The sequence below is a fragment of the Methanobacterium alkalithermotolerans genome (assembly GCF_018141185.1).
GTDB classification, from domain to species: Archaea; Methanobacteriota; Methanobacteria; order Methanobacteriales; family Methanobacteriaceae; genus Methanobacterium_F; species Methanobacterium_F alkalithermotolerans.
Genome location: NZ_CP058560.1, coordinates 591,954 through 618,257, shown reverse-complemented (window position 1 = coordinate 618,257; position 26,304 = coordinate 591,954). Strand labels below are relative to the sequence as shown.

General features: G+C 39.1%; 20 protein-coding genes. 10 read left to right on the top strand and 10 right to left on the bottom strand.

Features of this window, described 5'->3' with window-relative positions; genetic code table 11:
- Positions 1-118: 118 nt before the first annotated feature.
- From nudC to HYG87_RS02820, 9 genes are all read left to right on the top strand, one after another.
- On the top strand, positions 119-949 hold the full coding sequence (nudC, locus tag HYG87_RS02860) for an NAD(+) diphosphatase (RefSeq protein WP_211533734.1): 831 nt from the start codon (positions 119-121) through the stop codon (positions 947-949).
- Between the two features lie 106 nt (positions 950-1,055).
- Positions 1,056-1,766 (top strand): 4'-phosphopantetheinyl transferase family protein, encoded by a 711-nt coding sequence (locus HYG87_RS02855; protein ID WP_249164913.1) that lies wholly within the window; start codon positions 1,056-1,058, stop codon positions 1,764-1,766.
- A 2-nt stretch (positions 1,767-1,768) separates the two neighbouring features.
- The gene (locus HYG87_RS02850) at positions 1,769-9,601 is read left to right on the top strand and encodes a non-ribosomal peptide synthetase (RefSeq protein WP_211533732.1); all 7,833 of its coding nucleotides are present in this window, start codon (positions 1,769-1,771) and stop codon (positions 9,599-9,601) included.
- Between the two features lie 51 nt (positions 9,602-9,652).
- Positions 9,653-11,395 (top strand): MATE family efflux transporter, encoded by a 1,743-nt coding sequence (locus tag HYG87_RS02845; RefSeq protein ID WP_211533731.1) that lies wholly within the window; start codon positions 9,653-9,655, stop codon positions 11,393-11,395.
- A gap of 64 nt (positions 11,396-11,459) precedes the next feature.
- Positions 11,460-11,756, top strand: coding sequence for an STAS domain-containing protein (locus HYG87_RS02840; RefSeq protein WP_211533730.1), 297 nt, complete (start codon positions 11,460-11,462; stop codon positions 11,754-11,756).
- Positions 11,757-11,777: 21 nt separating this feature from the next.
- Entirely contained in the window at positions 11,778-12,182 is a 405-nt protein-coding gene (locus HYG87_RS02835; protein WP_211533729.1) for an ATP-binding protein, read from the top strand.
- Positions 12,183-12,213: 31 nt separating this feature from the next.
- Entirely contained in the window at positions 12,214-14,133 is a 1,920-nt protein-coding gene (locus HYG87_RS02830) for a SpoIIE family protein phosphatase (protein ID WP_211533728.1), read from the top strand.
- Positions 14,134-14,347: 214 nt separating this feature from the next.
- A complete protein-coding gene (locus HYG87_RS02825; protein WP_211533727.1) occupies positions 14,348-14,650 on the top strand; it encodes a hypothetical protein in 303 nt (100 codons plus the stop codon).
- A 47-nt stretch (positions 14,651-14,697) separates the two neighbouring features.
- Positions 14,698-14,961, top strand: coding sequence for a zinc ribbon domain-containing protein (locus HYG87_RS02820; protein ID WP_211533726.1), 264 nt, complete (start codon positions 14,698-14,700; stop codon positions 14,959-14,961).
- 37 nt (positions 14,962-14,998) lie between these two features.
- Here HYG87_RS02820 and guaA read toward each other — a convergent pair whose 3' ends face one another.
- Together guaA and HYG87_RS02810 are read right to left on the bottom strand one after the other, a co-directional pair.
- Positions 14,999-15,925 (bottom strand): glutamine-hydrolyzing GMP synthase, encoded by a 927-nt coding sequence (guaA, locus tag HYG87_RS02815; protein WP_211533725.1) that lies wholly within the window; start codon positions 15,923-15,925, stop codon positions 14,999-15,001.
- Between the two features lie 150 nt (positions 15,926-16,075).
- A complete protein-coding gene (locus HYG87_RS02810; protein ID WP_211533724.1) occupies positions 16,076-16,642 on the bottom strand; it encodes a GMP synthase subunit A in 567 nt (188 codons plus the stop codon).
- Between the two features lie 106 nt (positions 16,643-16,748).
- Between HYG87_RS02810 and HYG87_RS02805 the strand changes: the two genes are divergently transcribed.
- The gene (locus tag HYG87_RS02805; RefSeq protein ID WP_211533723.1) at positions 16,749-16,913 is read left to right on the top strand and encodes a hypothetical protein; all 165 of its coding nucleotides are present in this window, start codon (positions 16,749-16,751) and stop codon (positions 16,911-16,913) included.
- A gap of 91 nt (positions 16,914-17,004) precedes the next feature.
- On the opposite strand, the gene trxB is transcribed toward HYG87_RS02805, so the two are convergent.
- From trxB to HYG87_RS02765, 8 genes are all read right to left on the bottom strand, one after another.
- Entirely contained in the window at positions 17,005-17,913 is a 909-nt protein-coding gene (gene trxB, locus HYG87_RS02800; RefSeq protein WP_211533722.1) for a thioredoxin-disulfide reductase, read from the bottom strand.
- 75 nt (positions 17,914-17,988) lie between these two features.
- Positions 17,989-18,198 (bottom strand): hypothetical protein, encoded by a 210-nt coding sequence (locus HYG87_RS02795; RefSeq protein ID WP_211533721.1) that lies wholly within the window; start codon positions 18,196-18,198, stop codon positions 17,989-17,991.
- 52 nt (positions 18,199-18,250) lie between these two features.
- Positions 18,251-20,113 carry a Glu-tRNA(Gln) amidotransferase subunit GatE gene (gene gatE, locus HYG87_RS02790; RefSeq protein WP_211533720.1) on the bottom strand — a complete coding sequence of 621 codons (1,863 nt, stop codon included), beginning with the start codon at positions 20,111-20,113 and terminating at the stop codon, positions 18,251-18,253.
- Positions 20,114-20,153: 40 nt separating this feature from the next.
- Positions 20,154-21,467, bottom strand: a complete 1,314-nt coding sequence (gene gatD, locus HYG87_RS02785; protein ID WP_211533719.1) for a Glu-tRNA(Gln) amidotransferase subunit GatD — start codon at positions 21,465-21,467, stop codon at positions 20,154-20,156.
- A 233-nt stretch (positions 21,468-21,700) separates the two neighbouring features.
- Complete coding sequence (locus tag HYG87_RS02780) at positions 21,701-23,161, bottom strand: 2-oxoacid:acceptor oxidoreductase family protein (RefSeq protein ID WP_211533718.1); 1,461 nt, start codon at positions 23,159-23,161, stop codon at positions 21,701-21,703.
- Positions 23,162-23,163: 2 nt separating this feature from the next.
- Positions 23,164-24,219, bottom strand: a complete 1,056-nt coding sequence (vorB, locus tag HYG87_RS02775; protein WP_211533717.1) for a 3-methyl-2-oxobutanoate dehydrogenase subunit VorB — start codon at positions 24,217-24,219, stop codon at positions 23,164-23,166.
- Positions 24,220-24,474 (bottom strand): 4Fe-4S dicluster domain-containing protein, encoded by a 255-nt coding sequence (locus HYG87_RS02770; RefSeq protein WP_211533716.1) that lies wholly within the window; start codon positions 24,472-24,474, stop codon positions 24,220-24,222. It lies immediately after the preceding gene.
- Between the two features lie 152 nt (positions 24,475-24,626).
- Complete coding sequence (locus HYG87_RS02765) at positions 24,627-26,297, bottom strand: AMP-binding protein (RefSeq protein WP_211533715.1); 1,671 nt, start codon at positions 26,295-26,297, stop codon at positions 24,627-24,629.
- Between the last annotated feature and the right edge of the window lie 7 nt (positions 26,298-26,304).

The window sequence follows — 26,304 nt, the reverse complement described above, 5'->3', positions numbered from 1 at the left end:
TAATATTATGGAATTATAGAGGGCATATGCATAAAATAAGGATAATCTTAATAGATTTAATAACTGGGGTGTATAAAAAAAATGCTAACTTTTTATTATTCAAAAATATAGTAATCCCATGCCAAAAAAGAGTATCTACCATGATTATCAACCATCAACTCTTCTGGATCAAAAAACAGACTCTGGATCCTACTATTTTATTTTCTACCATAACAAACTGCTTATTAACCGCCATAATAATGACATTCCTTTTTTAAAAAATTTGAATCAATTACCTGCTGAAGCCCTTCGCCAGATATATATGGGTCAGCTTAGAGGAAGCCCCTGCTTTGTGGTGGAAATAGAATCATCCTTTGAACTATCCAGCTTGTCCTTTATTGATTTAAAAGAACTTTATTCTATCCTGGAATACGATATTTATCTATTGGCTGGTAGAGCTATTCAGATTATTAACTGGGATAAAAACCATCAGTTTTGTGGAAAATGTGGATCATCAACCCGGACCATGGAGGGGGAGATGGCTAAAATTTGCCCGGATTGTGGACATTTCAACTATCCTCGCTTATCACCGGCAATAATAACTGCTATTGTAAAGGAAGATAAATTACTCATGGCCCGTCACACCTACGGTATAACCAATAGATATGGTCTGGTGGCTGGATTTGTAGAAGCAGGGGAAACTCTGGAAGAAGCAGTACAAAGGGAAATATCCGAAGAAGTGGGCTTGAAGATTAAAAATATTAAATATTTCGGTAGTCAGCCCTGGCCTTACCCTAACTCCCTGATGGTGGGCTTTACGGCGGAATACCATGAGGGAGAAATTAAAGTGGATGGTAAGGAGATAGAAGATGCACGCTGGTTTAGAGCCAGTGAAATCCAAAAGAGACCTTCTTCTATCAGTATCTCTGGAGAATTAATAGAGTGGTTTATAGATAAATATTCCTGCTGAAAGAGTTGCCATTACCGGGAGATAATAAACCAGTATCCTCTGGATTATCAAATATCTTTAAGAATAACCTTGCCTATAATCATTAATGGCGTTGACCGTGAAAATCATGTTTTTATATTATATGGATGTCTCCCGGCTGGATGTGGACCATGCCCGGGGATTAGTCTCTCCGGATAGAGTAACAAAGTCCGATAAATATCTAAAGCTAAATGATAAGAAATTATCTTTAGGGGCGGAAATCCTTCTAAAACATGCTTTAAGTAAGATAGGAATACATGATCCTCTTTTTTCTGTGGAAAAACACGGAAAACCATTTTTAAGTAATTATCCTCATATTCATTTTAATATTTCACACTCCATGGACTATGTGGTGTGCGCTGTATCTGATTCACCGGTAGGGGTGGATATAGAACATATACAGGGGATGGATGATGATGTGGCAAAACATTATTTTTCAGGGAGTGAGTACGAATATATTTTAAAAAGAAATAACAAAGAAGCTTTTTTTGAGTTATGGGTTTTAAAAGAAAGTTATATGAAAATGACAGGCCTGGGATTCCACCTGGCCCTGGATGAATTTGCTATTGAAATAGATGATGAAATAAGGGTGAGGGATCTTAAAGATAGGGGATCCAATGGCTTTTTTTCTGATTGTAAATTGGGATGCTGGACTGTGGTTGGGGGTGAATACATGTTAGGAGTATGTTCAAAAACTAAGATTAAGAAACCGGTTTTACAAACTTTAGAAAATATAGAAGTATCTAATCCGCATTATGGGACGATCATAAGAAACGAAAGCAGGTATAGGGGTGTTTGATTATGAATTTCTTCGATTTATCCAATGCCCAGAAGAGGACCATAATCACCGAGATTAATAACCCTGGTAATGAGGCTTATGTTATTTCTTTTAAATCCAGCTTCTTTTTAGAAGACGAGGAATATGTAAAAAAAGCCCTGGACATTCTTATTGGAGGTAACCTGTTAATACAGATTAAAAAAGATGAAGCTATGAACTTCAGGCAATACTATGCTCCTAAAACTGCTTCCTATCATTATGTTGATTATTCTAATAAATCCCCGGCAGAAATTGATGATTTTATAGGTTCTTTTACCAGGGAAATTTTTCCAGAGATATTTGATAAACCCCTCTATAAGTTTATTTTACTTAAAAGTCAGTCTGAAATTCTCTTAATTGGCCGTACACATCACCTCATCATGGATGGAACATCAGTAAGTATCTTCGCCCGGAAACTGGAAGAATGTGTGGCTTCTTTAAAAAGAGGAGAATACTGTCCGGAACCCCTCTGTGATTATCACGAATATGTTAAAAAAGAAAAGGAATACTTATCCAGCAAAAAAGCCAAAGATGATGAAGAATTCTGGTTATCCAACCTGGATGGATACTACCTGGACTGGTATTCCTCACCTGATTTGAGTATCCAACACCAGTACCTTTATTTAAAACCGGAATTAAGTAGAAAATTGAAGGATTTATCCCTGGTTGAAGGGGAGAGAATATCTCCTTTTGTGCTGGCCTTAGCCACCCTATCTGTTTATTTTGCCCGAAGCACCTACCAGGAGGATATGGTCTGGAACAGTGTTTACCATGGACGGGATCTGGGAAAACAACTAAAAGATATGCTGGGCATGTTTGTGAATATGATGCCCCTGCGAATAGAGTATGATGGTGATAGATCATTTAAAAATACTCTCTTATACACCAAATCCATTCTAAAACAGGGACTAACCCATGGAAAATTATCTTTTAATCGCTATGGCCCTACCTTGCAAAAAAAGGGTATTGATCCGGCCATGTTATCCATGTATTCAGTGGTATCTAACTCCACTGATTCTAATGTGGAGTACCTGTTCCATAATTCCAAAAGCGAATTTCCATTTCATATCAGGGTTAATCCCTCTTTATCAGATAAAGATGGCTTACAACTTCTTGAAATTGAATATAATACAGATTGCTTCACCCATGAACATATATCCTCCCTGCTGGATGATTTAGAAAAACTATTACAGGATATTGCTTTTAACCCGGATAAAACTGGAAATGAGTTCCCTATAAAAATCAGCCCCTTCTATCAGGCTGCAGATTATTTCAAAAAAATGATGCAATGTAGTGATGGACCCACCTCCCTTGCTCCTGATGTAAATAAAATAGAGGGCGAAGAGAAAAAAAGGCAAATTAGAATCCCTAAATCAGATTTAACTATTTATGGACCGGAACACAGTGCCGATAATATTTTTTTAGCAGCCACCTTTCTGGCCCTGGCCAAGTTTGTTTTTAATAAAAATATCCTCATATCCCTTATATCCAATAACCAGTTCCCGGGTCAGGAATTACCCCTGGGATTGATGCTGGATACTCATACCACCACCAGAGATTATTTAAAACGGATAGAGAATTCTTATGAGGAATTAATTACTCATGATTTTTATCCCTTTACCCGGATTTCCAGTAAGAACTATGTTTTACCGGATTTTATTTACTGTAATGGGTTTGAAAATCCAGAAATTAACCTGGAACCTGGAACCTCCCGAATATTCCTTCATATTTTAGAATCAACTGATGAATATGAATTAAATATATTTTATAATGTGGGATCGTATTCTGATGAGCTAATGGATACTTTTATTAGGGGTGTAGAATCTCTGGCTATCCATATGGCTGAAAATCCAGGACATAATGTCTGTGATATCCCCCTTTTAGGAGGAGTGCAGGGTGAAGAATTCCATATAAATCCAGTGGAAGAACAACTATTAAATCGGCTTTTTGAAAAACAGGTTGAAAAAAGCAGAGATGAAATTGCTTTAACTGCAGAAGATGGGGAATTTACCTATGATGAGCTAAACAAAAAGGCTAATCGTATTGCCCAGGCTCTTTTAAAAAGAGGGGTGGAAGTTGAAGACCGGGTGATGTTCATCCTGCCCCGGGATAGTCGCCTTATTGTCACCATGCTGGGTATTATTAAAGCAGGCTGTGCCTTTATCCCGGTGGACCCACAATATCCCTCAGATAGGATTAAAGAGCTCCTGGAAGACAGTGATGCTAAGTATATTATAACCAATAAGGATCTCTCTGGAGCTCTGGATGTGGATGAACTTTTAAGGGAAGATAATACTGATAATCCTGATCCGGAACTGAACCCTGATAGTCTCTGTTATATTATTTATACCTCCGGGTCTACCGGTAAACCCAAGGGGGTGATGCTAACCCATGGTGGTATCACCAATTATGTGGCACCCCATCCCCAGAACCTCCCCATCCATGCCCTGATAAACAGGGCCCGAAAAATGATATCCATATCTACGGTGTCCTTTATAGTATTTTTACGGGAAATATTCGCCACCCTTACCAATGGGATGCCGGTGGTTTTTGCCAATGAAGAACAATCCATAAATCCCCTGGAACTGGCAAAATTATTCCATAAAACAAATGCCGATGCCTTTGGCTCCACACCCACCCGTTTACTGCAATACCTGGAAATGGAAGAAATCCAGAAGATAATGCCTCGCTGCAGGATAATAATTGTAGGGGGTGAAACTTTCCCTCCTCAACTATACTCCCTTATGTCCCGCTACACCCGGGCGGAAATCTATAATTCCTATGGACCCACGGAGATCACCATTGCTTCCCATGGAAAACTCCTGGAGAGTGATGATATTTCAGCAGGTGAACCCTTACTCAATGTAACTGATAAGATAATGGATATGGACGGCAATCCGGTACCTTACCATGTCACCGGGGAGCTCTATGTAGCCGGTGCCGGTGTGGCCCGGGGTTACTGGAAAAATGAAGAACTCACCCAGGAACGTTTCATCCATTACCAGGGACTACGTTATTATAACACCGGTGACTTAGCCCGAAGGGATAGCACTGGAGAGTTATATGTTCTGGGACGAATGGATACCCAAATCAAACTAAGAGGACTAAGGATCGAATTGGGAGAAATAGAAAATGCCATTAATGATTTTGATGGTGTTCAAACTGTTTTTGTGATAGTTAAAAAGGTGAGGGGCAGCGAACATTTATGTGCCTATTTCACCCCGAAAAAAGAGGTGGATATTGCGGCATTAAAGAACATGCTGTGGGATAGGTTACCCTCTTACATGGTACCCTCCTATTTCATAAAAATGGATTCTTTTCCCATGACTTTCAATGGAAAGGCAGATATTAAAAACTTCCCTGAACCTGAAATACAGGACTATGCTCTTGATGATGTTATACCTCCAGAAACTAAACTGGAAGAAGATATATTCCACATATGTTCTGAAATTTTAGAAACAAAAGAATTTGGAGTTTTAACTGATCTTTTCCAGTTAGGTCTTACTTCTTTATCTGTTTTGAAGTTACTGGGTAAGATTTCCCATAAATTTGGGGTTAAGGTCAACCTCACCAGTTTGATGAGAGCCCGTAATATACGGGAAATTGCCCAGGAGGTTTCATCCTCTGTTTTTGTGGATGAGAAACAATACCCTCATCAGGATTTCTATCCTTTAACCCCGAACCAGCTGGGAATTTACTTTGATTGTGTTAAAAATCCGGAAAAATTAACCTATAACCTGCCTAAATTAATACGTTTTCCGGATATTGATCCCCTGAAACTAAAAAATGCTCTGAAGGAGGTCATATCCAGGCATCCTTACCTTAAAACCCGTCTGGTTATGAGAGATGGGGAGATCTGTCAGGAACGACGGGATGATTTGCAGATATCAATCCCCTTAGAAAAGGGAGTGGTGGATGAGACCGTTATAAATAATTTTATTAAACCCTTCTCTTTATTTGAAGGACCCTTACTGCGTTTTAAGATTTATAGTACCACTGGAGAAATAGTTCTCTTATCTGACTTCCACCATATCCTGGTGGATGGAACCGCCCTTAACCTTTTTTTCAGAGAACTGGGAACCATATATGACCAGGAAGAAGCAGAAGAAGAAACCTACGATGGCTATGATTGGAGTCTGGAAGAACAGGATATGGAAAAATCTCCTCTTTATTCCCAGGCCCGGAACTACTTTGAGGGCAAGGTTAGTTCTTTTGAAAATTCCACTTTTATATCTCCGGATTTAAAAGGCAAAGAAAAGGAGGGCCATTTAGGAGAAACCGCGGTATCAGTGGATAAAAAACAGGTGGAAAATTTCTGCCGCTCTAACTCCATCACCCCCAATAATTTATTTTTAGCTGCCACCGTATTTACCCTGAGTAAATTTGTTTATAATCAGGATATTCTTATTTCCACTATTTCCAATGGTAGAAGTAACCCTGACTTTCAGAATACCTTAGCCATGATGGTTAGAACCCTACCACTGGCCTTGAATATTGATAGTGACCTTAGTGTATCTGAATTTATGGATTATGTGGAGGATATCTGGTTGGATGTACTCAAATACGAGGTTTATCCCTTCACCAGGATTTCTGATAAATTTAATCTGTTCCCGGAGTTTTTATATGCCTATCACGGGAAAATCATTGAGGATATCACCATCAATGGCCATACTCTGGAAAGGGAGAGCCTGGAATACGAGGCTCTGAAATTTAAATTAAGCGTTAATATTATTGATACCGGGACCCGGTTCCATTTATTAACCCAGTACAATGATGCCCTCTACTCCCGGGATTTAATGGATACCTTTATCCACAGTCTGGAGCATGTGCTAGCTAAATTAATGCAAAACTCAGGGGAACTACTAAAAAACATTTCCATAGTGGAAGAAGAGGCCGTTTCCTTCCAGGTAAAACCGGTAGTAGAACCTCTGGTGCATAAATTATTTGAAAAACAGGTGGAAAAAAGCAGGGATAAAATCGCCTTAATGGCTGAAGATGATGATTTAACCTATGATAAATTGAATAGGAAGGCTAATCGTATTGCTAATGCCCTGATTAAGAGGGGAGTAAAATCTGAAGACAGGGTTATGTTCATTTTACCCCGTGATAGTCGTTTAATTGCCACCATGCTGGGTATTGTTAAAGCTGGATGCGCCTTTATTCCAGTTGATCCGGAATATCCTCATGATAGGATAAATCATGTCCGGGAGGATAGTAATGCTCGTTATGTAATAAGCACCGATGGCACACCAGGAACTTTGTCTGTAGATGAATTATTAAGGGAAGAAAATGAAAAAAACCCGGGGGTGGAAGTATCCCCTGAAAATCTATGTTATTTGATTTATACTTCCGGGTCTACCGGAAAACCCAAAGGGGTGATGTTAACCCATGCTAATATCACCAATTATTTATCTCCTGATCCAGAAAATTGCTATGTTCATGGCTTTATACATAAGGCCCGTAAGATGTTATCCATTTCCACGGTATCCTTTGATGTATTTTTACATGAGACCCTGGTAACCCTGATGAATGGTCGTTGCCTGGTATTTGCCGGTGAGGAAGCATCTAAAAATCCCCTTGAACTGGTTAAATTATTTGAAAAAACTGGTGCTGATGCTTTTAGTGCAACACCCTCTCGCATGCTGCAATATCTGGAAGTGGAGGGCATGGGTGAGGCCCTATCCCGGTGTAAGATTTTAAGTGTGGCCGGGGAAAAATATCCTCCCCTTTTACATAAAAAACTAATAGAATGGACTTCCGCTGATATATACAATGTATATGGTCCTACTGAAACCACCATATCCTGTAATACTAAATTAATTCAGGATATGGATAATATAACTGTGGGGAAACCTCTGCTTAATGTCACCGAAGAGGTAATGGACCGGGATGGTAATCCTCTACCTGCAGGTGTTATTGGAGAGTTATATGTGGGGGGTATGGGAGTAGCCCGGGGTTATCTCAACCGGGAAGAACTAAATAAAGAGCAATTCATCACCAGAAATGGTATTCCCTATTATAAAACTGGTGACTTTGCCAGCAGGGAAAAAAATGGAGAATATAAAATCTATGGGCGCCTGGATAATCAAATAAAGTTGAGGGGCTTGCGGATTGAAATCGGTGAAATTGAAAGTGCTATCACGGATTATGAAGATATTAAATCGGTGGCAGTGGTTCTTAAAAAAGTACAATCCCAGGATCATTTATGCGCCTACTTCACTGCCAGTAAGCCGGTGGATGTGGATGATTTAAAAGAGGAATTAGCCCAACGTCTAACCAAGTACATGGTACCCACGGTATTCATGCAGATGGATAAGTTGCCCCAAACCCCTAATGGCAAAACTGATTTAAAATCACTACCTGAACCGGTTTTAAAGGAAAGAATATATGTTCCACCAGAAAATGATGTGGAAAAATTCTTTGCAGAGGCCTTTAGCCAGATACTGGGCATGGATAAGATAGGGGCCACTGATGATTTCTTTGAACTGGGAGGTACCTCTCTTCTGGTTACAAAGATAACTATTGAAGCATTGAATCAGGGTTATGAAATAAAGTATGGGGATGTATTTGCCCATCCTACTCCTCGAGAATTAGCCCAGGTAATAACTGAGGCGGAAAATTCCGTAAAAGAACAGGAGTCCTACTCCTACCTTACCCTTAATCAGATACTGGAAAAAAATACCCTTGATAACCTGATAAAAGGTGAAAAAGAAAATTTAGGCAATGTATTATTAACCGGGGCCACAGGATTTTTAGGTATACATGTTTTAAAGGAATTCCTTGAAAACTATAATGGTTCTATTTACTGTATGCTTAGAAAGGGAAGGCACACCACTCCTGAAGAGCGTCTGAAAACCCTCTTATTCTACTACTTCAGTGATAGCTATGAGGAACTATTTGGAACACGGATTCATATCATTGAGGGGGATATAACCAGCCGGGCTGATTTTGAAAAATCAAGGGGACTGCCGGTTGACACGGTTATTAACTGCGCAGCCAATGTAAAACATTTTGCACCAGGAACCCAGATTGAAGATATAAATATTGGGGGAGTGGTAAATGGCATTGATTTTTGTAAAAAAAAGGAATGTAAATTCATCCAGGTATCCACCACCAGTGTGGCCGGGGAGAGTGTGAATAATGTACCTCCCCATGATACTGAATTTGATGAGAAAACCCTGTATGTGGGTCAATCCCTGGACAATAAATACCTCAGCAGTAAATTCAAAGCAGAAAGAGTGGTGCTGGAGGCGGTAAGTGAAGGATTACATTGTAAGATTGTACGGGCAGGTAATCTTATGGCCCGTCAATCTGATAGTGAATTCCAGATAAATTTTGAAACCAACAGCTTCATTAATCGCCTGCGGGCCTATGCGGCCATAGGAAAAATACCCTACTCAGTAATGGGTGGAAGAGTGGAACTCACCCCTATTGATCTGGCATCCCGGGCCATACTCCTATTAGGACAAACTCCCCGGGACTGTACCCTGTTTCATGTTTACAATAATCACCAAATATACATCGCAGACATCATAGCGATAATGAATACCCTGGGTTTTGACATTACCGGGGCAGAAGAAGATGAATTTAACCAGGCCTTTGCACTGGCCAGGGAAGATGAAACCAAACAGGATGCCATTTCAGGACTGGTAACTGCCATGGGTATGGGTAAAGGCAAGGGAAGGGCTCTGGTAACTGTGGTCAATTACTACACCCTCCAGGTATTATACCGTTTAGGATACCACTGGCCTCTTATAAGTGATGAATATCTGATAATGTTCATAAAATACCTTAAAGAAATGAATTTCTTTGACTAGAAACTATTAAATCTTGTTATTTAGTTCAGTGTCCATATATGGGGATTTATAATGTATGAAAGAAACTATCAACTGGTATATGCCAAATTCAAAGAATTTTTCCTGCCCACCCTGCTCATGTCCATGGCCATGAATATCAGCACTTTCATGGACACCCTGATTGTAGGTAATTTTTTAGGGCCGGCCAATATTTCAGCCATGGCCCTAATTGCCCCTATCATAACCTTCATTAATTTAATCTACTGGATGGTGGGTTTAGGAGGATCCCTATTATCTGCGGTGGCCAAGGCCGAACGGGATGAAGAAAAAAGTAACATGTATTTCACCGTATCAGTACTCCTATTAATTACCATTGGGGTTTTATTTTCCTTATCAGGACTCCTATTTATGGAAAACCTGGTATCAGCCCTTACCACTAATCCACAGCTGGCTTTTCTGGTTGAAAGGTTCCTGGGAGTTTACTTTTTAGGATCACCATTATTATTTATCCTCATGGGAATTGCCTATTTTATCCGGGCAGATGGCAAACCCAGATTATCATTCTACGCTCTTTTAATAGCCAATGTGGTCAACCTGATAATGGACTTATTTTACATTCTGGTTCTGGGAATGGATATACAGGGAGCTGCCCTGGCAACCATTACCGGATATACAGTGGGAACAATATTCATAATGCAGTATTTCTTCTCTAAAGACCGTACCATGCACTTCATATCCTTGATGAAAATAAAATTATATTCCCTGTGGGATATAGTAAAAATTGGGTTTCCTCCGGCATCCCTGCAGTTATTCTTAACCCTTAAATTGTTTTTCATAAATAGCCTTATCTCCCTGGTGGTGGGTAAAGGAGGACTGACTGCCTTTTCGGTTTTTTATAATAGTCTTTTTATCATTTACATGTTTTTGATTGGAACCTCCCAGGCCATGTCCCCCATTGTTTCCATTTACTTCCAGGAAAAAGACTACTACGGAGTTAAATACACTATCAACACCTCCTTTAAAATAGTTTTAGCAGCCGGAGGAATATTCACCCTGATTTTTTTTACCTTCCCGGGGGAACTACTCAACCTATTTGGGGTCAGTAACCCCCAGGATATTTCAGTGGGGATAAATGCCATACGCATACTATCTTTAAGTATTACGGGGACGGCCATTACCTTCTTAATGCTTTTTTACACCCAGGCCATACAACAAAAGGAATTGTCCTTTCTTATTTCCATAACCCAGGGACTTCTCATTCCTGTAACTGCTGCTTATATACTCTCTGGAGTAATAGGTGCTGATGGTATATGGATATCATTTTTAATAGCAGAAGTAGGTACCATTCTCCTGATATACGCGGCCAGCAGGATTATTTCCCAAAAATCAGGGGGTGAGTATTCCGGATTCCTATTACTGGGGAATCACCGTAAAACACCGGTGCTGGATGTGACCATTGGAAACTCGGTAGAAGATGTGGTGGGATTATCTGAAAAAATAATTGACTTTGCCACTGAAAATGGAGTGGATGAAAAAATAGCACTGCGCATAGGTCTGACCCTGGAAGAGATGGCTATAAATACCATAAATTATAATGAAGATAAAATTGAATATATGGATATCATATCCCGTATAGAGGATAAGGAAATCACCCTGGCCTTTAAAGATTCAGGGGTAGAATTCAATCCCTCTAATTACTCTCCAGAGGAAAAAGATTCCTTTGAAAATATCGCCGTTCTACATAAAATGGCCGATGATATAAGCTATGCCCGGGTTATAGGATTAAATAGTACGGTTATTACCATTAAAAGATAAATATAGTATAGGAAACATGATAAAAAAATTATTCTAATAACTGGATTTTTTAGGAGCCTTTAACATGAATATTGATAAAGTAGTAGCAGAATCTAAACTGGAAATAAAATTAGAAGGCCGGCTGGATACCAACACCTCACCTATTTTAGAAGAAGAACTAAAAAAAGATCTTCACGGGGTTAAAGAGTTAATACTGGACTTTAAAGAGTTGAAGTATATCTCCAGTGCAGGGCTACGCCTTATTCTCTCCACCCAGAAAACCATGAATAAACAGGGCACCATGATTATCACCAATGTGAATGATTTTGTAATGGAAGTTTTTGAAGCCACCGGCTTTATTGATATTCTAACCATTGCCTGAATTAAAGTTAAACTGATTTATATGGGTGAAATAACTCTACTGGCCAGATTGGAAAACCTGGAGAGAGTATATAAGTTTATTAATCAAGAATTATCTCATGTAAAATACCATCCTTCTAAAAAATTGGAACTGGAACTGGCCCTGGAAGAGGTTTATGTAAATATTGTCCGCTATGCCTACCAGGATGAAGGTAAAATCCAGATTAAATCCCAATTAAAAGAAAATCCATTACAAATAACCATCCAGTTTATAGACCAGGGAATCCCCTACAATCCCCTGGAAAACAAAGATCCAGAACGCTCTCTAAAGATAGAGAATAAAAAAAAGGGCGGGTGGGGAATTTATCTCATTAAAAAATTCATGGATCAGGTGGATTATGCCTATAGAAATGGCTGTAATATTCTAACCCTGCAAAAGACACTATAGCATCATATTAAAACTATTAAAGGGTAATTACATGCATAAATCAGCAATTAAAACCCATCTTGTTCGTCTAATATTTTCCAGCATAATCACCTTCCTGCTGACTCTCCCTTTTCACTATTTTTTTCAGATTATAGCCGTATCCGAATTAAGACCAGCCAGTGCTCTTCCGCCTGCTTTAGGTTTGATATTTGGTCCTTGGGGGGCCCTGGGGGCTGCAATTGGTAATCTGGCCGCAGATATATCCATTGGTTATCCTCCAGAAATCTTTCTTATTAGTTTTTTAGCCCAGTTTTTATATGGTTACCTTCCCTACAAACTGTGGTACACTCTGGATAAAAAAAACCCCACCTTTCCTCGCTTAAATTCAGTTCATAATTTAATAAAATTCATAATAATCATTTTCATTTCTTCCCTGGTAATGGCGGGACTTTTGGGCCTTTTAATGGAAAATCTGGAAATTTCCAGTCTGGTTTCATTTACCACCCTCCTTTTTGCCTTTAATAACTTTGACTTTTCCCTGATGCTGGGAACCCTGATTATTGTAGGGGCCAACCTCTATGGCCTATCCTTCTACCAACCAGAAATCAGTAAAAAAGCAAAGATAAATCCACTTATATTTGATTTCCTGCTAATTCTGGCCTTAATAATGGGGGGCGTATATGCTATTTATATTATCTACTCTGGAACTACAAATGGGGAACTTCTGGTAGGCATCACCTTTTATTTACTGGTGATGGCCTATTGTTTTAAGCCACTAAGCTGTAAAATAGATGAAAAGACCAGTCCGGTTCGGATTTCTTTAACTGAAAAATTAATTGTCATGTTTATTGTTATTGGTGCCCTGGTTACTCTTTTAACTGCCATAAATTCCTATTACAGTATAACTGAAATAGGCAGTAATCTGGCAGAATTCTGGGAAGCAGTGTACCTTAACATCACCCTTATCATCACCATATTTTATATTTCGGCTATAGCGTGCTTATGGTATATTGAAAAACAAATCACCCAACCTATCGAATCCATATCTTACCTTTTAAGTAATTATATCCGCCGTCAAAATAAAATTGATAGCCAGGATATCACCCGCTATTGTAAAGTATATGCCCGGACAGATACTGAAGTGGGTATTTTAGCCCATTCCTTCCAACAAATGGTCCAGGATCTGGAAGATTATATTGAAAATCTAAAAGAAGCAACCGCCCAAAAAGAACGGATAAATGCCGAATTAAATGTTGCCCAAAAGATACAGGCAGATATGCTGCCCCGAAAATTTCCTGCTTTTCCAGAAAGGAATGAATTTGAGGTATATGCGGCTAATATCCCTGCCCGGGAAGTGGGAGGGGATTTTTATGATTTTTTCCTGGTGGATGATAACCATCTGGCCCTGGTAATAGGTGATGTATCTGGTAAAGGAGTACCCGCCGCCTTATTCATGGTAATTGCCAAGACTTTAATTAAAAACCAGGCTCAGTTAGATAAAACTCCGTCGGAAGTATTCAATATCGTGAATAATCAACTTAATGAGGGAAATGAAGAGAGCATGTTTGTAACAGCCTGGATGGGGATTTTAGAGATTTCAACCGGGAAATTAACCTATGTTAATGCGGGACACAATCCTCCTCTTATCAAAAAGGGTGAAAATGATTATAAATGGCTAAAATCAAAACCAGGATTTGTTTTAGCCGGCATGGAGGACATACTATACCAGGAACAGGAACTTATCTTAAAAACAGGAGATAGGATTTACCTCTATACCGATGGTATAACTGAAGCCATAAACCCCCAGGATGAACTATTCGGGGATTCCAATTTACAGTACATCATGAATAATACCTATAATTTAAGCCTGAGTGAGACATTATCCTTTGTTAAAGGAAAAATTGATAGCTTTGTAGAAGATAGAGAACAGTTTGATGATATTACCATGATGATTCTGGAATATAAAAAATAACATTAAAAAGTCCATCAATTTAAGGGGATAATCCATTTAATACCATCTGGAAATTTATCTTACCCCAATAAAACTTTGCATTTAATTTTGGTGTTATATAAGTAAAAATTCATTAATTTATTATTTAGTCAGGTTTTAGAAATTTACATTATTTAAGAAGAAGATATCATGTGATAATATTATAAAGGCTTCAAATTTTCCGGGAGAATAAAAAATGACGGATAATGATAAAATATCACAGATAGAAAAAAGGGCAGATGAAATTTTAAAGGAACATAAAGCTGTTTATCTTGAAAGAAGATTATATAATACATTAAAAAATGATTTTTCTGATTTATCCCGGGTTGATTTTAAGGAAGTTTTGAATCTCTTATCTAAGAAAGGATATGTTCTGGAACGTGGCCTCATAAGGCCCTGTATAAATAAAGGTTCTAAAAAATCATCTAAAGGATATGATGGCTCACCCACAGGAAAAGGGGTTGCTGATCACCAGAGAATCCCTGATAAAAGGTTATAATAAATAAATTATATAAGGTGGTAACCTGAAGGCTAGGAGGTATAATTATGAAGGAATATAAATTCTGTCAAAGTTGTGGAATGCCCCTTAAAAAAGACCCTCAAACTGGAGGGACCAATAAAAATGGGTCAAAAAGTCTAAAATACTGCTCTTATTGTCTGGTTGATGGTGAATTTACCAGTCCAGAAATAGACACTCCCCAGAAAATGCAGAAGTTTTGTATTGAAAAAATGAAAGAACAGGGAATGCCCCGACCAATTGCCTGGGTATTTACCCGGGGCATACCCCAGTTAGAGCGATGGAAAAAATAAAAAGATTTTTTTTTAAAAAATTATTATTTTTTTTTTTTTAAGCAAATTCAATGGTACTGGGTGGTTTATCACTAACTGACAGTGCCACATGGGTTACTTCAGGAATTTCTGCAGTTATCCGACGGGATATCGTTTTTACCATATTCCAGGGTAATTCCGGTACATCAGCAGTCATGGCATCCAGTGATTCCACCATCCGGAGTACCACCAGGTAACCATAGTCCCGAATATCTCCCTTTACTCCAGTGACTTTGGTATCAGTTAAAACGGCAAAGTACTGCCATAGGGATTCATCCAACCCTTCTTTATGCACTTCTTCTTCTACAATGGCATTGGCCTTTCTACAAATCTCTATTTTCTCTGGACTTAAACTTCCCACCACTCTTACAGCTAATCCCGGTCCAGGATAAGGCTGACGCTGCACCATATCTTCAGGAAGGCCCAGCTCGCTACCAATTATTCTCACCTCATCCTTATAGAGTTCCCTTACAGGCTCTACAATTTCTAAAACCAGTCCATGGGGTAAGGCCAGGTTGTGATGGGACTTGATATTACCCTCACTTTCAATCCAGTCCGGGGCAATGGTTCCCTGCACCAGAAAACGGGCACCCACTTCTTCAGCCACCCTTTCAAACACATCAATGAAGATCTTTCCAATGATCTTTCTTTTTTCTTCCGGGTCACTCACCCCTTCCAGAGCATTTAAGAATTCAGAGGAAGCATCCACATAACGAAAGTTCAAGCGAGGTTCAAATGTATTTTTAACGTATTCTGCTTCTCCTTCTCTTAAGAGACCATGATCTACAAAAACAGCTATTAGATTATCTCCCAGCGCTTCTTTAGTAAGAACTGATGTTACTGAACTATCAACTCCTCCTGAAAGAGCAATTACTGCAGTACCGTCCCCTACAGTCTTTTTTATATCTTTAATGGATTCTTTTATAAAATCAGATGGATTCAACATTTTTTCACCTTGAATAAGTTAAGAATAATAGGAATACAAATTAAAAGAGTTCCTACAATTTAATTAATAAAAATTTAGTACTTCATTTTAAATATAATTTATGAGTGAACGGCTTTTAAGGAGCCTAATTCAGTTGCAATATTAGCTTAATTATTTTTTATAATTTTTACAAACTTCATAAAAGTTTTCAAAAACTCGGGAACCATTCTCAGTATGGTACACTTCCGGATGGAACTGAATACCATATACTGGTTTCTGGTGGTGTTTCATGGCCTCCACATCACATATGGTGGAACTGGCCAGCACATCAAAATTTTCAGGCATTTTTTTAACCTCATCTTTATGGGAAGCCCATACCTTCATTTCAGGGCCTAAACCCTGGAATATATCATCTTCATCCAGAATATTCAGTTGTATCTGTGCATAACTCTGGGCATCGGCTGTTGAGACTTCCCCCCCAAAGGCCCGGGCAATTAATTGATGACCCAGACATATCCCTAAAATAGGAACATCTACTTTTTTAAGGTACTCACCACAGTTTCCGGATCTATCCAGGGAGGGACCCCCTCCTAAAACCAGCCCTGCTGGATCTTTTTGCAGTATTTCTTCCACCGAAAGGGTGTTTGCTATTAATTCTGATGGGATTTTAAGGTAGGTCAGGGTGCGGTGTATGCGATGATTGTATTGCCCATGATTATTTACAACCAGGATTTTCATATTTTAATATCTCCTCAAGTTATATTTGTGAAAATAAAATCTTTAAGTGGATTTTTTTATTATAATTAGAAATATATTTATAGTCCCTTTACAAAATTTTTATAATATGGAAACAAGAGACTTAATTTATATTATAGTGGCCCTTTTAGTGGCAGTGGCCATTGTCACCGTATTCTTCTGGTTACTTCCTTTTATTGTAGTATTAATAATAGCCTATGTTATATATATCTTTTTAAAGGATGGATCCCAGCAAAAGGGAAAAATCAATTAACCATTAATTATCCCTTAAACTAAATAATTATATTTTATCTGATTCAGGTAAATATTTTCTAAATCAAATAAAAAAAATATTAAATAAAATTCTATTTTTGTAGATCTTCATAGGCGGCCATAGCTGCTACTGCTCCTTCACTGCAGGCCACTATCCACTGTTTATATCCTCCGGTTATATCTCCGGCAGCATATACCTGGGGTATATTGGTTCTCTGAGATTTATCTGTTATAATGTACCCCTGCTCATCCAGTTTGACTCCCAGTTTTTTAGCCAGTTGATTGATGGGAGTATCCCCCACTGAAATGAAAATCCCCTGGGCTGGAACTTCAGTTACAATAGAGGTCTTAAGATTTTTAAGTACTAAAAATTCCACAAACTGATCACCCTTAACCTCTTCCACCACTGTGTCCCATATAATATCAATCTTTTTTTCCTTGAGCATTTCCTGCAGGTATTTTTCTGCTCTTAACTCATCTCTCCGGTGGATGAGGGTAACATCACACCCAATATTTTTAAGAAATATGGCTTCCTGAGCAGCACTGTTTCCTCCCCCCACCATATAAACTTTTTTACCGGCAAATAATGGCCCATCACAGGTGGCGCAGTAACATACTCCCCGACCCAGCAACTTTATTTCTCCCGGAACATCTAAAGTTCTGTGTTTACTACCGGTACTGAAAATTAAGGCCCGGGCATGATACTGATCATTAATGGTTTTAATAATAAAAGAACCGTTATCTGATTTTACAGACTCTACTTCTTCCCTTTCATGCAGGGGAGTGGTTTTTAATACCTGTTTTTTTGTTTCATTAATAAGACTCATCCCGGCAATCATCTCATAGCCAGGATAGTTCTCCATCATGGGTACTTCTAATCCCAGACCACCAGCTGGACCTTTTTCTAAGATTAAAGTACTTGTACCCTGCCTACCGGCATAAATACCTGCTGCTAATCCTGCAGGCCCTGCTCCAATAATTATTATATCATATGATTCCATTCTACCCTTTCCTTTGCTATTAACTTAAATAATTAAATTAAATCTTCCTGGATTTAAAATAATTGGAATATTTTCTTATTTATCTTCATAAAGACCGTGTTCAATTCCAATTATCCCACTGTAAAAATATACTACCTTTCCCGGGCCTGCTGGCCTTAGTTGTTTATAAGTTAACTCCACACGGTCTTCTTTTAAATTTATTGATTCTAAATCAGGGTCTTCAGTAACATCCAGTGTTTTACCAATCCCCACTCCAGTTATTATTCTTATCCAGGGTACTTCCATATTATTCACCTCAAATTTTTAAATAGGAAAATTTTATTAATCGGACTAATATTTATAAAAATTGCTGTATGGTCTCTTTTAATACTTTATTTACAAGTTTTCCGTCAGCTTTACCTTTTAACTCTTTCATCACTATCCCCATTAGAGGCCCCATACTACCCATACCTCTTTGTTTTATCATATCCTCTTTTTGGGAAATTATTTTTTGGATTATGTCTTCTACATCAGATTCTTTTAACATCAACAAATCCAGTGCTTCGGCAGCTTCTAGAGGAGATGTATTTTCCTGTGAAACATGAATTAATATGGAGTTTATAGCATCTTTAGATATTTTATCTTCTTCTAATAATTTCAAAGTATTTATCAGGGTCTCCAGGTCCAATCTATCCAGACTGTGCCCTTCTCTTTTAAGCTCTCTTAAAGAATAAGCCAGTAAAGAAGCAACTACAGTGGGATCCACCTTTAAATTGTTCATTATCTTTTCAAAGTCATCTACTTTATCTCTTTTAAGTAGCTGGCTGGATAGATCCTCACTTAAATTATACTTTGATTCTATTCTTTCTTTTTTTTCCTGGGGAAGCTCAGGAAGATTATTTTTTATTTTTTGCACCTTTTGGCGGGTAATGGTGAAAGTAGGGATATCGGTTTCTAAATACATTCGGCTGGATGTGGGAAGAGGGCGCATGTATTCGGTATTCCCCTCAGGAAGGGCTTTACGGGTTTCTTCCACCACTCCCTCAAAACACATTATAGCCCTTCTTTTTACTTCTTCCAGGGCCCCTAGGGCTATTTCTTCTTGATGTGCTACAATAATAACTGCATCTTCGGCACCGGCACCGGCAAATTCTTTTAATCTATCCACTTCCTGGGAACTTATGCCATAGGCGGGTAGCTCATCTGTGTGGAATATTCCAGATACTCCTAATTTTTTAGCATAACTGGAAAATTCAGTACCCAGACGACGACCGGGCTGTATTTCCATACCCACTAACCCTGCAAATCCGGTAAGCTTCAAGCCCTTTACTGCCGGGGCAGTGGCAATTATCTTAGAATCTGTATCTTCAAAAACAGATTTAACATCTAATATTTCATCTTCCACACTGGCTTTCCTTTTTATTAAGGTATCCCTTATTTCTATTAATTTTATTTGACGTTCCACTTCTCGTTGCACCATGGTAGGCATTAGATCCAGGTCCTGAACTCCTTTAACTTCTACCCGGGCACCATCACGAATAGATATATTTAAATCCTGCCTGATAGTTCCCAGACCTCTTTTAACTTTTGTGCTTCTTAAAACCTGCCCTAACTGATAAGCTACTTCTTTCACCTGTTCCGGGTGGTGAATAGAAGGATCGGTGGTTATCTCCAAAAGAGGAATACCCAACCTATCCAGACGGAATTTAACGCCCTTATTGGTTGTTTCTATTCTCCTTGCGGCGTCTTCTTCTAAACAAAGGTTTTCTATAGCTACCTTTCCCTGACTGGTTTCCAGGAAACCATGGGTAGCCACCAGGCCTGTTCTTTGAAAACCTCCTGTATTACTACCATCAATAACCTGCTTTCGCATGGTATGGAACTCATCCACCACCTTCATATTCAATAGAGAAGCAACTACAATGGCTAACTCCACTGCTTCCAGATTAAGGGGGTGGGGTGGTTCTTCATCTGCTTCTACCAGACATGTTTCCTGAGAGTAAGCTTCATATAAAAAACGTAATTTTCTCCGGGCTTCCTGAAATGCTGCCCGGTCAATTTTCCCTAATTCACTTTGGGTAGGGCGCAAGTTCCTCAATATTTTATAATCTGCTTTTTTATCAGTTAAATTACTGCTGCAGGGGCAAAATAATTTGCTTTTAGTATCCAGTTGCTGGTGGATTTCCAGCCCCATTTTGAGTCCTAATTTTTCCCAGTCCATGAAATCACCGTAATAATTAAAATCATATTTTTAAACCAATTTATTGTAAAAAGTAATCCAGTGAAGACTTTTCTTCTATTTCTCCCGCTATATTAGTTTCCATTATCTTTTTTACTTCTTCCAATTTTTCGCAGTGACCTAAAGCCCAGGAGAGCTTTACATAAGCTGTTTCTCCCAGCATGTCCCCTCCCGATATAACTCCGGCTTTAATGAGCCTCCGACCGGTACTATAAACATTCATATTAACCTTTCCATACATACACTGGGAGGTCATAACCACCGGCACCTGATAGTCTGCCGCCCTTTCCAGGGAAGGAATCAGCTGATCAGGGCAATGACCCAGACCGGTACCTTCTAATACAATCCCTTTATAACCTTTGTCCAGATGATAATCAATTATCTCTCCAGTTATACCGGGGAAACTTTTAATAAATGCTACATCTGGTTCTAAATAGTCATTTAATTTTAATTCAACCGTTCCTCTGGATTTATACCCTTTCCCGCTGGTGATGATTTCTATTTCTCCTTCCTTCATACGGGCCAGGGGTGTGGTGTTGATGCTGCGGAAGGTATCCCGACGGGAGGTATGCATCTTACGCACCTTGGTACCTCGATGGAGGTAACAGTAAGTATCATCACTACCCGCATGCATGCACACCGTTACTTCTGCTAAATCTGATTTAGCTGCACCTACTGAATTAAGAAGGTTTAAAAAGGCATCTGATGAGGGCCTATCGGAACTACGTTGGGCTCCGGTAATTACTATGGGAACTGGAGTTTCCAGCATGAAACTCAAAGCTGCTGCAGTGTAGTGCATGGTATCAGTTCCATGAGCCACTACCACTCCATAGGCTCCCTCATTTATTTCATCATATATGGAGCGTGCAGATTTAACCCAGTATTCCGGTTTCATATTTTCACTTAATATGTTGCATATGGCTTTACCCTTGATATTGGCCATATCCAGAAGTTCAGGATTAGTTATTAAAAGGTCTTCTGCAGTGAATGCCGGGTGAACCGCACCGGTTTTATAATCAATAATAGAAGCCACCGTACCTCCGGTGGAGATAATAGAGATATCTTTTTTATCAGGATCTTCTTTAATAACAAGGGGCTTAAGATCCAATTTAGGTTTTTCACCTTTTTCTAGAAGCTTCAAATTAGAATTAGATATATTAACACCAATATTATATCCGCTATCCATTTTTAAAACTATATGTTGATCATCAGCATCCGCTGATCGATCCAAAACCATACCCTGATAATTAACATCGTCTTTTTCAATTAGTATAAGGTCTCCTATAGAGATACCTGATGATTCCAGTAATTTTTTGGCAGATCCTCGATAATTCATAAAAATCACTTTTAATTATTATAATCACAGAAATTTTAATTCTTATTTATGGGAATACAATGTTACTATTAATTTTAATTACTAATAAATTTTAAAAAATAAGTCAGGCTATAATTCAAATAAATTAAGAAATCTCTTTTTTAATGAAATTCTATAAAATAAAAAGAAAAAAAACAGGGGAATTTTTTCGGTACTTCTTAAAGATATTCAAATTAACATGAATAAGATGTTAATCATTCCTTAATATTTTCCCGGGCCCACTTAGCCCCTGCTTCTAATATTTTCAGGTTCATATCTACCAGTTCTGGTTTAAGGGCAAAGGTATGTTTAACTGCCTGGGCAAATGCGGTAGCATTAAGCTGGGTGTAACCCAGTTCCATTAAAACCCCTAAAACCACAGTATTGGCGGCTCTTTTTACTCCCATACTTTTTGCAATTTTCATAGCAGGTACAGGAATGGTTTTAATGCCTTCTGGAGGATTAAATTCAGTAGAAGTAGAATCATAGATAATTAATCCTCCGGGAATTACATTTCCTGCAAATTCATCCAGAGAAGGTTTATTAAATGCTATTAGTACTTCTGGTCTGGCAACAGCTGGTGAACCGATGGTTTCACCCGAGAGAACTACTGCACAACTGGAGGTTCCTCCTCGTTGTTCCGGACCATAGGAAGGATACCAGGAAACATGCCGCTTTTCCATACAGGCAGCCTGGGCCAGTGTAAGCCCCATACTTAATACTCCTTGACCACCAAAACCAGCAATTTTAAGGTGCTTTTCTTTAAAATCAGGGTCATTAACTGCTTCAGGAGCGCTGTCAGTATTGATATTAAATATTTCATCCAGGGAATCCTTTGAAAAATCACTTTCCCCCCGGTAGAGGGATTCTACCTGGGAAGACTTATCACGGAACCGTTTAAGTGGAAATTCCTTTTCCATTTCCTCGTTAATGAATTTTTCCGCTGCTTCAGCATCTTGCCTTAAATTGGTGGGACAGGGGGAGAGAATCTCTACAAAAACATACCCTTTACCTTCTTTTTGAATTTTCAGGGCTTTTTTTATGGCTATTTTTGCTTTGCGTATATGGTTAATATCGGATACAGATACTCTCTCAATAAATACGGGAGCCTGCAGGTTATCTAAAAGTTCACACATGTGCAAAGGGTATCCTGCAAAACGAGGGTCTCTTCCTTCGGGACAGGTGACAGTTACCTCTCCTAAGAGGGTAGTGGGAGCCATCTGCCCCCCGGTCATACCATACACGGTGTTATTTACAAAGAAAACTGCCATTTTTTCCCCACGATTAGCTGCCTGAATAGTTTCATTCAATCCAATAGAGGCCAGGTCACCATCACCCTGGTATAAAATAACCACAGAATCATCTTCTGCCCGGGAAATACCAGTACCCACAGCAGGAGCCCTACCATGGGCTACCTGGACATTACCACAGTCGAAGTAGTAGTAAGCAAACACGGCACATCCCACCGGACTAATCATCACAGATCTTTCCTGTATCTCCAGTTCATCCATTGCTTCTGCCATTAATTTATGTATTATACCATGACCACAACCGGCACAGTAATGAGTAGCCGTAGGGGCGCTACCCCCTTTCCTTTCAAATACATCCGGCATGGAACGGGGTTTTTTAATTACTTTCATATCCCCTTCAGGGGATGAGTTTACATTTGATGCCATTTTTAATCAGCTCCTGCCAGGGACCTTATCTTTTTCATCACATCATCCAGCCCAATGAGGTTACCACCCATACGATTTACCAGCTCCACATCCTGGCAACTAATGGCCATTTTAATATCCTCCCTCATTTGTCCATTACTCATCTCCACTGATATGAATTTACAATTATTTTCCCGGGCCAGCTGGGATAATCGTTCTTCCGGGAAAGGATAGAGGGTTATGGGCCGGAGTAAACCTGCTTTTATTCCTTCTAAACGGGCTAAATCTACTGCACTGCGACAGATACGGCTGCTGATACCATAGGATACCAGTATGATGGAAGCATCCTCCACTTTATATTCCTGGTAGGCAACTTCATTTTCTTTTATAATTTCATATTTTTCCTGTAATTGGAAATTAAATTCTTCCAGCAAATTAAAGTCCAGGAAAATGGATGTTACCAGGTTTTTCATGGTCTTTTTATTACCACTTACTGCCCAGGAGGTATCTATATGAGGTTCAATAGCTTCTGCGGGGAAACTTAATGGCTCGGCCATCTGCCCCAGTACTCCATCAGCCAGTACTACCACCGGGTTCTTGTATTTATCTGCCAGTTCAAAGGCCTTGATGGTGAGATCGCACATTTCCTGCACACTATTAGGGGCCAGCACGATATTTTTATAATTTCCATGGCCGCCCCCTTTAACAATCTGGTTGTAATCAGATTGTTCGGGACCAATGTTTCCTAAACCCGGCCCGGCCCGCATGATATTAACTATTACTGCAGGTAACTCTGCCCCTGCCAAAAATGAAATTCCCTCCTGCTTGAGACTGATTCCTGGACCAGAAGAGGCAGTCATTACCCGGTGACCGGCGGCAGCCCCACCATAAACCATATTAATAGCTGCTTCTTCTGATTCAGCCTGCACAACTTTTCTTCCCACCATGGGGAAATATTTTGAAGCCTCATGCAATATTTCACTGGCTGGTGTAATAGGATATCCGAAATAACAATCACAACCACCATACATCGCTCCAATAATAACTGCAGTATTTCCTTTTACCATCTGGGTGGCCATTTATTCATCCTCCTGAGGTTTAACTTTTCGGGGAATATGCACTTCAATGGCCAGGGGTTCAGGACAGGTATAGTAACAGTTTCCACATCCATTACATCCTTCCCCCTTATAGACCACATAGTGGTAACCCCTCTTATTCAAATCCATACTCATTTCAAGTACATCACGAGGGCAGGCTAAAATACATCTATCGCAGGCTTTACACTCATCAATATTGATAACAGGGCAAGCACCTGATTTTTTAGAAGCTTTCATATATAATCCTTCTCAAAATTTATTATCTCTGAATATAATTTAGTATTTATCTAAGGATAAATGAATCCGGTAGGTGAGCATACTCACAACCTTAATCAATTTAGAATTTTTTTATAATTAAGTGGTTTATAGAATCCAGATAAATGATTTTACTATTCTATCTGATCTTCGCTTCTAATTTCCACTCTTCTAATTTTTCCACTTATGGTTTTAGGTAGTTCCTCCACGAATTCGACTACCCGGGGATATTTATAGGGGGCGGTTACTTTTTTCACATGATCCTGAATTTCTTTTTTTAATTCATCCGAGGGTTCATAACCCCTGGAGAGAACTACGGTAGCTTTAACTACCTGACCTCTAACTGGATCAGGATATCCAGTAATAGCACACTCCAGTACTGAGGGGTGGGAAATAACCGCACTTTCGACTTCGAAGGGCCCTATCCGGTAACCAGAACTTTTTATCATATCATCAGTTCTACCTACAAACCACAGATAATCATCTTCATCCATCCAGGCCGTATCACCGGTATGGTAATAATCATCATACCATACCTGGCTGGTTTTTTCCTCATCACGATAGTAACCATCAAATAAACCCAGTGGTTTACCTGCAATGGTATTCATTACTATTTCTCCTTCTTCACCTACATCCACCTGATGGAGATTCTTATCTAAAAGTTCAATCTTATAACCGGGAGAAGGCTTACCCATGGATCCCGGGCGGGGTTCCAGCCAGGGGAAGTTGGCAATACAAACCACACATTCGGTTTGACCAAAACCCTCCCTTAATTTCAATCCAGTAAACTCATAGAACTTATTGTATACCTCCGGGTTCAAGGGCTCTCCGGCCGTTACTGCGTATTCTATGCTGGATAAATCATACTCTCTGAGATCTTCTTTAATCAAAAATCGGTAAATGGTGGGGGGAGCACAAAAAGTGGTTACTCCATATTGACTTGACTTTTCCAGCATTTTACCTGCATCAAAACGATCATAATCATAGACAAATACTGCACTTCCAGCAATCCATTGCCCATAGATTTGCCCCCACATGGCCTTGGCCCAGCCAGTATCTGCTACGGTGTAATGCACACCACCTTCTTTAACATTTTGCCAGTATTTGGCAGTTATGATATGGCCTAAAGGATATGTGAAATCATGTTGTATCATTTTAGGCATCCCTGTAGTCCCGGAAGAAAAATAAACCAGGGAGACATCGCTGTTTTTTATGGATTTTTCATCTTCACCAGGAATAAAAATAGGGGAAGCTTCTTCTATTTCCTTTCGGAAGTTCAAATAGCCGTCCCGATCTTCATCCCCTACCATAGATTTAATTACCGGGGTTTCAAGTTTTTCTTGAGCTTTATCAAAGTTTTCCGGGACTCCGTCTTCACCAATACATACCACCATCTTTATTTTAGCTTTTTCTATGCGGTACACAATATCTTTAGCCTTTAACATGTGGGTGGCAGGGATAGTAATGGCTCCAATCTTGTGCAGTCCCAGAATGGAAAACCAGAATTCATATCTGCTTTTAAGGGTGAGCATCACCCGATCTCCCTTTTTAATTCCACATTTTTTAAAGAAATTAGCAGCTTTATTAGAATAGGTCTGCATATCCTGGAAGGTGAATATTTTTTCCTGGCCATGATCATCACACCACACCAGGGCCACCTTGTCCGGTTTTTCTTCTGCATAGCGATCCACCACATCATAGGCAAAATTAAATGATTCAGGGACCACTATCCTGAAATTATCATTGAAATCGTTATAGGAATCAAAATCAACCTTATTAACAAATTCTTTAAGTAAAGAAGACATTTAAAAC

Excerpts from the sequence above, each read along its gene's own strand:
- HYG87_RS02810 (WP_211533724.1), bottom strand. The coding sequence starts at position 16,642 with ATGAAAATCCTGGTTGTAAATAATCATGGGCAATACAATCATCGCATA.
- vorB (WP_211533717.1), bottom strand. The coding sequence starts at position 24,219 with ATGGCCACCCAGATGGTAAAAGGAAATACTGCAGTTATTATTGGAGCG.
- HYG87_RS02825 (WP_211533727.1), top strand. The coding sequence starts at position 14,348 with ATGACGGATAATGATAAAATATCACAGATAGAAAAAAGGGCAGATGAA.
- nudC (WP_211533734.1), top strand. The coding sequence starts at position 119 with ATGCCAAAAAAGAGTATCTACCATGATTATCAACCATCAACTCTTCTG.
- HYG87_RS02855 (WP_249164913.1), top strand. The coding sequence starts at position 1,056 with ATGTTTTTATATTATATGGATGTCTCCCGGCTGGATGTGGACCATGCC.
- HYG87_RS02795 (WP_211533721.1), bottom strand. The coding sequence starts at position 18,198 with ATGGAAGTACCCTGGATAAGAATAATAACTGGAGTGGGGATTGGTAAA.
- HYG87_RS02765 (WP_211533715.1), bottom strand. The coding sequence starts at position 26,297 with ATGTCTTCTTTACTTAAAGAATTTGTTAATAAGGTTGATTTTGATTCC.
- trxB (WP_211533722.1), bottom strand. The coding sequence starts at position 17,913 with ATGGAATCATATGATATAATAATTATTGGAGCAGGGCCTGCAGGATTA.
- HYG87_RS02830 (WP_211533728.1), top strand. The coding sequence starts at position 12,214 with ATGCATAAATCAGCAATTAAAACCCATCTTGTTCGTCTAATATTTTCC.
- HYG87_RS02805 (WP_211533723.1), top strand. The coding sequence starts at position 16,749 with ATGGAAACAAGAGACTTAATTTATATTATAGTGGCCCTTTTAGTGGCA.
- HYG87_RS02845 (WP_211533731.1), top strand. The coding sequence starts at position 9,653 with ATGTATGAAAGAAACTATCAACTGGTATATGCCAAATTCAAAGAATTT.
- guaA (WP_211533725.1), bottom strand. The coding sequence starts at position 15,925 with ATGTTGAATCCATCTGATTTTATAAAAGAATCCATTAAAGATATAAAA.
- gatE (WP_211533720.1), bottom strand. The coding sequence starts at position 20,113 with ATGGACTGGGAAAAATTAGGACTCAAAATGGGGCTGGAAATCCACCAG.
- gatD (WP_211533719.1), bottom strand. The coding sequence starts at position 21,467 with ATGAATTATCGAGGATCTGCCAAAAAATTACTGGAATCATCAGGTATC.
- HYG87_RS02820 (WP_211533726.1), top strand. The coding sequence starts at position 14,698 with ATGAAGGAATATAAATTCTGTCAAAGTTGTGGAATGCCCCTTAAAAAA.
- HYG87_RS02835 (WP_211533729.1), top strand. The coding sequence starts at position 11,778 with ATGGGTGAAATAACTCTACTGGCCAGATTGGAAAACCTGGAGAGAGTA.
- HYG87_RS02770 (WP_211533716.1), bottom strand. The coding sequence starts at position 24,474 with ATGAAAGCTTCTAAAAAATCAGGTGCTTGCCCTGTTATCAATATTGAT.
- HYG87_RS02780 (WP_211533718.1), bottom strand. The coding sequence starts at position 23,161 with ATGGCATCAAATGTAAACTCATCCCCTGAAGGGGATATGAAAGTAATT.
- HYG87_RS02850 (WP_211533732.1), top strand. The coding sequence starts at position 1,769 with ATGAATTTCTTCGATTTATCCAATGCCCAGAAGAGGACCATAATCACC.
- HYG87_RS02840 (WP_211533730.1), top strand. The coding sequence starts at position 11,460 with ATGAATATTGATAAAGTAGTAGCAGAATCTAAACTGGAAATAAAATTA.